This window comes from Streptomyces sp. A1136 (assembly GCF_004795055.1).
Taxonomy (GTDB): Bacteria; Actinomycetota; Actinomycetes; order Streptomycetales; family Streptomycetaceae; genus Streptomyces.
The window spans coordinates 89,682-96,509 of record NZ_SSBJ01000030.1 but is presented as its reverse complement, the minus strand read 5'-3'; the positions used below and the strand labels follow the sequence as shown (position 1 = coordinate 96,509).

Genomic DNA, 6,828 nt, shown 5'->3' with positions numbered 1-6,828 from the left:
CGACATCCGGGCCTGGCTCGCCGACTGGAACGACCACCCAAGGCCCTTCATCTGGACGAAGACAGCCGACGAGATCCTCGACAAAGTCGCCGCCTACTGCCACCGAATCTCTGACTCAGGTCACTAGTAGTGCTTTGTCAGCTGGTCTTGTCACATCGGGGTGCCTGGTAGTTCGCTGGCTGTATGAGGGCTGGGGAGCTTGCGGCGGTGCGGGGTCGGCTGGAGGAGTTCGCGTCGGAGGTGTTGGCGCCGTTGGTCCGCCGGGACCAGCGGGCGAAGGGCCAGCTGTATCTGCGCGGGCTGCTTCTGGACGGTCGACGCAAATCGATGCAGCCGATGGCCGAGCGTCTCGGGGTGGATCATCAGCAGTCTCAGCAGTTCATGACGTCCTCGACCTGGCCCGTCGACCAGGTGCGGGCACGATTGGCCTGGCGGGCGGTGGCCGCGGTCCGTCCGCAGGTGTGGGTGGTGGACCATACCGGCTTCCAAGGACGGCACCGCCTCACCCGGGGTGGCCGGGCAGCACTCGGGCACTTTGGGCAAGGTCGGCAACTGCCAGATCGGCGTCAGCGTCCACGCCGCTTCCGACACCGCCTCGTGCCCGCTGTCCTGGCGGCTGTTCCTGCCCGCCGCGTGGGACGGGCCCGAAGCCGCCGCACGCCGCAGGGCCTGCCGGATCCCCGATGACGAACACCACCGCCCCAAGTGGCAGCTCACTCTGGACATGCTCGACGAACTGGCCGGGGTCGGTCTGCGGCCCGCAGCCCTGGTCGCGGACACCGGCTACGGCGCGCACGCAGACTTCCGCCACGGTCTCGAAGACCGGGGCCTGGCCTATGTCCTGCAGGTCAAGGGCGAGATGACCGCCCACGGCGAGGAAGCGGTGCCGCATCAGCCCGCCTATTCAGGGCTCGGCCCCCGCCCGCTGCCCCGCTACCGCACCCGGCCCGTGTCCTTGCGCGAGCACGTGCTGGCCGCGGGGCGGCACAAGGGCCGGCCCGTGACCTGGCGCAAGGGCTCCAAAGCAGCGATGAGCTCGCGCTTTGTGCTCCTGCGGATCCGCCTCGCGGGCCGGCGGCCCAAACCCGCCGCCGACGGCACGATCCCGCTGGTCCGGCTGATCGCGCAGTGGCCCGAGGGCGAGACGGAACCGGGCAAGTACTGGATCTCGAATTTGCCCGCGAACATTGCCGCCAAGGACCTGGTCCGCCTCGCGAAGTCCGCTGGCGGATCGAGCACGACTAAGCGAGTTGAAGACAGCCGTGGGCCTGGACCACTTCGAGGGACGCTCGTTCACCGGCTGGCACCGCCACGCCACCCTGGTCACGGCCGCCCACCTGTTCCTGACCGAACAGCGGAGCGCAGCGTCGGCAACAGCAACTCCAGCAGCGCCCACTGCTCGTCCGTCAAGTCCAAGCTCCACCAGGCCACCGACAAGGACAGAAGCGCATGTCAATCGTGGTCACGGCGGGGCAGCAAGGGTCCCCGCAGTTCGATCCGGTCCTGGAAAAGGTCCGCGTGCCGCGCGTCGGACCGGGCCGGCCACGCACACGACCCGATCGCGTGCGCGCCGACAGGGCGTACGCCTCCCGGAAGAATCGCGCCTATCTGCTGTGTCGCGGTATCCGCTGCACCATCCCGGACAAGGCCGACCAGGTCCGCAACCGCAAGAAGCTCGGCTCACGCGGCGGTCGTCCGCCGAAGTTCGACCCCGAAGACTACAAAGCAAGGCACGCCGTCGAATGCGCCATCAACCGCCTCAAAAGACACCGCGCTGTAGCCGCACGGTACGACAAACTCGCGGTCTGCTATGAGGCGACCGTCCTCGTCGCAGCCATCAACGAGTGGTTGTGACGTACTGATCCGACGACAACTCGAACACCCGTACCCGCCGACCGCCGGTGGGATTGACGGTCTCACGGACAGGATGCATCCCCAGTTTGGTCATGATCCGTTCGGAGGCGTCGTTGCCCACCTGTGTGATGCTGACGATCCGCTCCAGCCCTCGCTCTTCGAACCCGAACCGAACAGCGGCCGCAGCGGCCTCGGTGGCCAAGCCCTGCCCCCAGTGTGAACGTCCCAGCCGCCAGCCGACCTCAACCGCCGGGAGTACCTCCGGCAAGAAGTCGGGCACCGAAAGGCCCGTGAACCCGGCCAGCTCGCCAGTGGACCGGATCTCCACGGCGAACAGGCCGAAGCCCTGTGACTCCCACTCGCTTTCCCATGCCTGGACCCGGCCGCGTGTCTGCTGTTCGTCAAGGACGCTGCCGTCGCGGATCCACCGCATGACCTCGGGGTCGGCGTTGACGGCAGCCATGGGCGCAACGTCTTCCTCGCGCCAACGACGCAGGATCAAACGGGGAGTCTCAAGCGTGACCATCCAATCATTCTGGATCACAATTGAGCTCTCCGTCCTCTTCACTAGGCACTTTCGATACGGGCAAATTTTCCTGACCCTCGAAGCCATGGGCGCGGAGGGCAAGGTCCACGCTTCCGTCTTAGACGGCACCGCTGCACGTGCCAGAGCCGGTGCCTGAGCTCCAGGGTCCGGCGCTCACGGCGTTGCGCGGCCCTGCCGTGCAACGGTTGTTGGGGCTGCGGGCCCGGGGACGGCTGTCGCGGGGGCATGTGCGTCTTGCGGGGAGTGTTTGGGGGTGTCGGAGCGGACGGTGCGGCGGTGGCTCGCCATTGAGAGGCATCGGAAGAGGCTCACCGACCCCCAGGATCAGGCCGGCTACCCGGCCACCAGGGTCTCGACAAGACAAGGACAGTACCTCGCCGCCCACGACCTCCGAGGGCGCCACCAGCGGCCCGGCCGAAGGGGCGGCGGACTCCAACGAACAGAGTCTGCCGAGCCCGGCCGCCGGCCGTTCAACCGTGGTCGCTCAAATCGCTGTGACGGGCACCTTCACAACGACTCCTGGGCGAGGTTGTCGGTGACGCGCTGGAGCACGGAAGCCGCAGTCGCGTACTCCTCCTCCGTGATGTCGCCGAGGAGCTCCGCGCGTACCCGGTCCATGTGTTCCTTAGCCGTCGCCAGGCCTTCGCGACCCTGCTCCGTGAGGGTCAGCCGGCCGTCCGCGCCGATGCCGAGCCAGCCCCGGTGTACGAGGGCGTCGGAGGCGTCGACCATAGCCTGGGGGCCCATGCCGTAGGGCACGGCCAAGGCGCGGATTTCCTCCCTGGTGAGGCCGTGCTCGGCCCGAACGATGTTGTTGAGCGCCCACCACTGGGGTTGGGTCATATCGATGCGTGCCAGGGTGGCCTGCGAAAGTCGCAGGATCGCCTCGGTGGCGTGCCAGGCGACCAGGGCGATGGGCCGCTGGCCGAACGTGATGGTGCCGTTCTGCGGGGTGCTTGAGGTCGTCATGATCGCTAAGCTAGGACCTCAAGTGCGGTTGAGGTCAAGGCTGGTTCAGGTCTCACGGCTGCGACGGTGCAGTTCGCCGGGGAAGCCGGGGACTGGTGTTCTCGGTCGGCTTCGTCGATCCATGCTGCCTGGATCGCCTCCAGGACCTTCTCGTTCCACCGGAGGGGTCGTCGCTGAAGTGAGGCAGAGCCAGCACCCATCGGTGCAGGTCGACGAGGTTCGCAAACCTCGGAATATCCGGCCTGAAGCCGGCGGCCGGGAACTGCCCACTGGGGTCGGCAACATCGAACCCCTCGTCACCGACTGAGCCAGCACGAGCCCGAGCGGCTCCCGGTATCCAACCCCAGCGGTAGCGAGCTGCTACTCGAACTGGTCAGAGTCTGAAGTGATTGGGCTGGACAAAGAACCCCGAAAGAGCGGTACTGGCCGGGCGCCTTCTGGAGAGGCATGCGCAAGGGATGGCCGTGCGGCAGCCGACCAGGGCCCGTCGTGGAAGTGCCGCTCACAGCCACGTGAGCGCATCGAAAGTCTTCGACGGTCGTGGGCCGCAGCTCTGAGCACGGTTGCTGCTGATGACTGTCGGTGGTCGTGGTTAGGGTGACGACCATGACCCTGACAGCAGTGATGATTACGGTGGACTGTGCGGAACCGCAGGAGTCAGCCCAGTGGTGGGCTACTGCGCTGGGAGGCGAGATCACCCAGGACCACGGCGACTTCGTCATCGTCAAAGCGCAGCCTCTGGCGCTGGGTTTCCAGCGTGTGGCCGAAGAGCGGCGCGGCAAGAACCGTGTACACATCGATTTCGCCGCCGCGTCCGGCACAGGCATGGTGCGGGAGGTGGAGCGGCTGGTCGCTCTGGGTGCGAGCGTCGTCGGTGAACACAGCATTCCCGACCTGACCTGGACTGTGCTGCAGGACCCGACCGGCAACGAATTCTGCGTCCACTGACGAACATCGCCACCGTGCCGGTCACAGTCACTCGTTGGTGACTGCGACCGGCATGGTCGCCTCAAAGCGGACAGCCGGCTTGTCGTAGCTCGTGCCCGCAGCCCGATGGCGTGACTTCGTAACTGACGTGCGACACCGTTTATCACCGAGTCCGGGCAGCACTTGATGATCACAGGGCCGGAAAATGTCGATGAGAACTGACACCGGTCAGGTGCTTACGTCGGTGGGGAACCGGGAGGAGGCGCTCTACCGGCGGACAGCCGAGATCAGTCCGCCGGGCTGCTCCTCGCGCTGCGGCGGAGTGCTGATCGGGCGGCCGTAGACGGCAGCGCGCTCGCGCAGGGTGTGGCTGCCTGCCTCCCAGCCGTGCCCGGCCAGCCAGCCCACCGGGTCGTCGGGCATCTCCGAGACCCACATGGACGCCGCCGATCCTGGCACGGCGTCCGCGCCGAAGCGCTCGATCACGCCGCGCGAGCCCAACGTCAGCCCCATCCAACTGCCCGCCGCCGACTGCGCGCTGATCCGGGCCAGCAGCAGTTCCACCGCGTCCTCGGGCAGATAGATCAGCAGTCCTTCGGCGATCCACACGGTCGGCGCCGCCGGGTCGTGCCCTGCTGCGGCCAGCGCGCCCGGCCAGTCCTCACGCAGATCCACCGCGACGGTAATCCGCTCGCAGCGTGCGACGGCCCGCTCCTGGCGCAGCACCGAAGCCTTGAAGTCCAGTGGGGCGGCGGTGTCGACCTCGAACAGCCGGGTGCCCTCGGGCCAGTCCATCCGGAAGGCCCGGCTGTCCATGCCGGCGCCGAGCAGCACGACCTGCCGGACCCCCGACGCGCAGGCCTGCTGCAACAGGTCGTCGAGGAACTTTGTCCTGATGACGATGGAGAACGACACGGCCAGCCGGCGGCGGCTCGCGGCCTCGTCATCGGACAGCGGCGGCGAGGAGGGCCACAGACCGCCGGCGGTGGCGAAGGCCTGTGCCAGGGGGTCGCAGAACAGCGCGTTCTCCCGCTCAGTCTCCAGCGCCCGCACCCTGGCCACCCCCACCGCCGTGGCCCACACTCCCGACGGCCGCACCCGCTCCTGCTCATCAGTCACCGCGCCAGCCTAGATGATCGATTCCAAGGGGAGCTGATAAGTGGAGCCAGGTCATGCGCAGCCAGCAGGTCATGCGCGCGCACTCGCCGCACTGGTCATGACGGGCAAGCACAGGCGCCTTCCCCTTGACGGCGCCTCCTGAGCCGACAAATGCGGCTCCCGCCGATGAAGGGCTTGGCGTGTGACATCAGCCGGAGGCGTCGTGTGCGGCGGCCCGGGCCTGGGTAAGGGCCAGGCGGTAGGATTCAGTGCCTGTCTGGATGCGGTTGCCGCCGAAGGTGAGGCGGTGGACGATGGCCGCGCAGAGCCGGGGGTCGGTGAAGGTTTTGGTCCAGCCGCTGAAACTCTCGTTCGAGGCGATGGCGACGCTTTTCTTCTCCTCGCGTTCGGTCAGCACCTGGAACAGCAGTTCAGCGCCCCTGCGGTCGAGTTCCCTATAGCCCAGCTCGTCGATGCAGAGAAGATCGACTCGGCCGTAGCGGGCGATGGTCTTGGTCAGCACCTTCTCGTCCGCAGCCTCGACCAGTTCGTTGACGAGCTTGGTCGCGAGTGTGTAGCGGACCCGGCAGCCGGCCATCGCGGCTTCGGTGCCCAGCGCGATCAGCAGGTGCGACTTGCCGGTGCCGGAGTCGCCGATCAAGCAGAGCGGCAGGCCCTTCTTGACCCACTCGCAGGTCGCCGGCGTGTGGATGACCGCCGGGTCCACGCTGGGGTTCGCCTCGAAGTCGAAGGCCCGCAGTGATTTCTCGAGTGGGAACTGGGCGGCCTTGATCCGCCGTTCCGAACGGCGGCGGGCCCGGTCGTCGCATTCGGTCATCAACAGTTCGGCGAGGAAACCGCGATACGACATCTGGTCACGGGCGGCGGCTTCGGCAAGCTCGGGGAACTGGGCCCGGATGGTCGGCAGCCGCAGCAACCGACATGCCTGATCGACAGCAGCGTCGGCGGCCTGTTCGGTTAGCCCGCGGTGGCGTTGGAAGGTCGTCATGGCGTTTCACCATCTCGTCCACGCCGGACAGGCGCTTCTACCGCTTGCGGACGATCTTCGGCCCGCCGGACTCGCCCGCCTCCTGTGGCCGGTGCCGGAGATCGCCGACCGCTACCACCGGCTGGTCCGTATCGCCCGGTCCCGCCTCGCCCGGCTCACCGGTCCCGTCGCGCCTGCCCCGCCGAGCTCCTCACCGTCGCGGTCGAGCTGGCCGCCGAGCTCACCCGCGCCATGGAGCCCGACCCGCTGCTGCCGCCCCAGCTACTGCCCCAGCCCTGGCCGGGCGCCCAGGCCCGGGAGCTCATCGCCCGGTGCCGGGCAGCGCTGCACGAACGGGAGGGCGGCGAGGACCGCCCGGTGCTCTTCCGCCGCTACGCCGACATCACCCGAGAGGTGGCGGCCCGGGCCGGGCGGGAATGACGGA

General features: G+C 68.0%; 7 protein-coding genes and 3 pseudogenes. 5 read left to right on the top strand and 5 right to left on the bottom strand.

The window, feature by feature from the left end; all coding sequences use genetic code 11:
- The 3 genes and pseudogenes from E6R62_RS41210 to E6R62_RS26760 form a co-directional block, all read left to right on the top strand.
- Window positions 1–127: pseudogene (locus E6R62_RS41210) on the top strand (IS630 family transposase); the annotation flags it as partial.
- A 56-nt stretch (window positions 128–183) separates the two neighbouring features.
- A pseudogene (locus E6R62_RS26765) lies at window positions 184–1,367 on the top strand (IS701 family transposase); the annotation flags it as partial.
- A gap of 82 nt (window positions 1,368–1,449) precedes the next feature.
- The gene (locus tag E6R62_RS26760; protein WP_240801920.1) at window positions 1,450–1,854 is read left to right on the top strand and encodes a transposase; all 405 of its coding nucleotides are present in this window, start codon (window positions 1,450–1,452) and stop codon (window positions 1,852–1,854) included.
- Here the strand turns inward: E6R62_RS26760 and E6R62_RS26755 are convergent.
- The 3 genes and pseudogenes from E6R62_RS26755 to iscX form a co-directional block, all read right to left on the bottom strand.
- Window positions 1,838–2,380, bottom strand: coding sequence for a GNAT family N-acetyltransferase (locus E6R62_RS26755; RefSeq protein ID WP_136216039.1), 543 nt, complete (start codon window positions 2,378–2,380; stop codon window positions 1,838–1,840). The two genes, E6R62_RS26760 and E6R62_RS26755, sit on opposite strands and share 17 nt — an antisense overlap.
- Before the next feature lie 528 nt (window positions 2,381–2,908).
- Window positions 2,909–3,370, bottom strand: coding sequence for a MarR family winged helix-turn-helix transcriptional regulator (locus E6R62_RS26750; RefSeq protein ID WP_136216038.1), 462 nt, complete (start codon window positions 3,368–3,370; stop codon window positions 2,909–2,911).
- 110 nt (window positions 3,371–3,480) lie between these two features.
- A pseudogene (iscX, locus tag E6R62_RS26745) lies at window positions 3,481–3,611 on the bottom strand (Fe-S cluster assembly protein IscX); the annotation flags it as partial.
- A gap of 365 nt (window positions 3,612–3,976) precedes the next feature.
- Between iscX and E6R62_RS26740 the strand changes: the two are divergent.
- A complete protein-coding gene (locus E6R62_RS26740; protein ID WP_136216037.1) occupies window positions 3,977–4,318 on the top strand; it encodes a VOC family protein in 342 nt (113 codons plus the stop codon).
- Between the two features lie 246 nt (window positions 4,319–4,564).
- Here E6R62_RS26740 and E6R62_RS26735 read toward each other — a convergent pair whose 3' ends face one another.
- Together E6R62_RS26735 and istB are read right to left on the bottom strand one after the other, a co-directional pair.
- On the bottom strand, window positions 4,565–5,380 hold the full coding sequence (locus E6R62_RS26735) for a class I SAM-dependent methyltransferase (protein WP_168714197.1): 816 nt from the start codon (window positions 5,378–5,380) through the stop codon (window positions 4,565–4,567).
- A 223-nt stretch (window positions 5,381–5,603) separates the two neighbouring features.
- On the bottom strand, window positions 5,604–6,404 hold the full coding sequence (gene istB, locus E6R62_RS26730; protein ID WP_136216035.1) for an IS21-like element helper ATPase IstB: 801 nt from the start codon (window positions 6,402–6,404) through the stop codon (window positions 5,604–5,606).
- 231 nt (window positions 6,405–6,635) lie between these two features.
- Between istB and E6R62_RS41205 the strand changes: the two genes are divergently transcribed.
- Entirely contained in the window at window positions 6,636–6,824 is a 189-nt protein-coding gene (locus E6R62_RS41205; RefSeq protein WP_240801914.1) for a PaaX family transcriptional regulator C-terminal domain-containing protein, read from the top strand.
- Window positions 6,825–6,828 lie beyond the last annotated feature (4 nt).

Excerpts from the sequence above, each read along its gene's own strand:
- E6R62_RS26760 (WP_240801920.1), top strand. The coding sequence starts at position 1,450 with ATGTCAATCGTGGTCACGGCGGGGCAGCAAGGGTCCCCGCAGTTCGAT.
- E6R62_RS26755 (WP_136216039.1), bottom strand. The coding sequence starts at position 2,380 with ATGGTCACGCTTGAGACTCCCCGTTTGATCCTGCGTCGTTGGCGCGAG.
- E6R62_RS26750 (WP_136216038.1), bottom strand. The coding sequence starts at position 3,370 with ATGACGACCTCAAGCACCCCGCAGAACGGCACCATCACGTTCGGCCAG.
- E6R62_RS26740 (WP_136216037.1), top strand. The coding sequence starts at position 3,977 with ATGACCCTGACAGCAGTGATGATTACGGTGGACTGTGCGGAACCGCAG.
- istB (WP_136216035.1), bottom strand. The coding sequence starts at position 6,404 with ATGACGACCTTCCAACGCCACCGCGGGCTAACCGAACAGGCCGCCGAC.
- E6R62_RS41205 (WP_240801914.1), top strand. The coding sequence starts at position 6,636 with ATGGAGCCCGACCCGCTGCTGCCGCCCCAGCTACTGCCCCAGCCCTGG.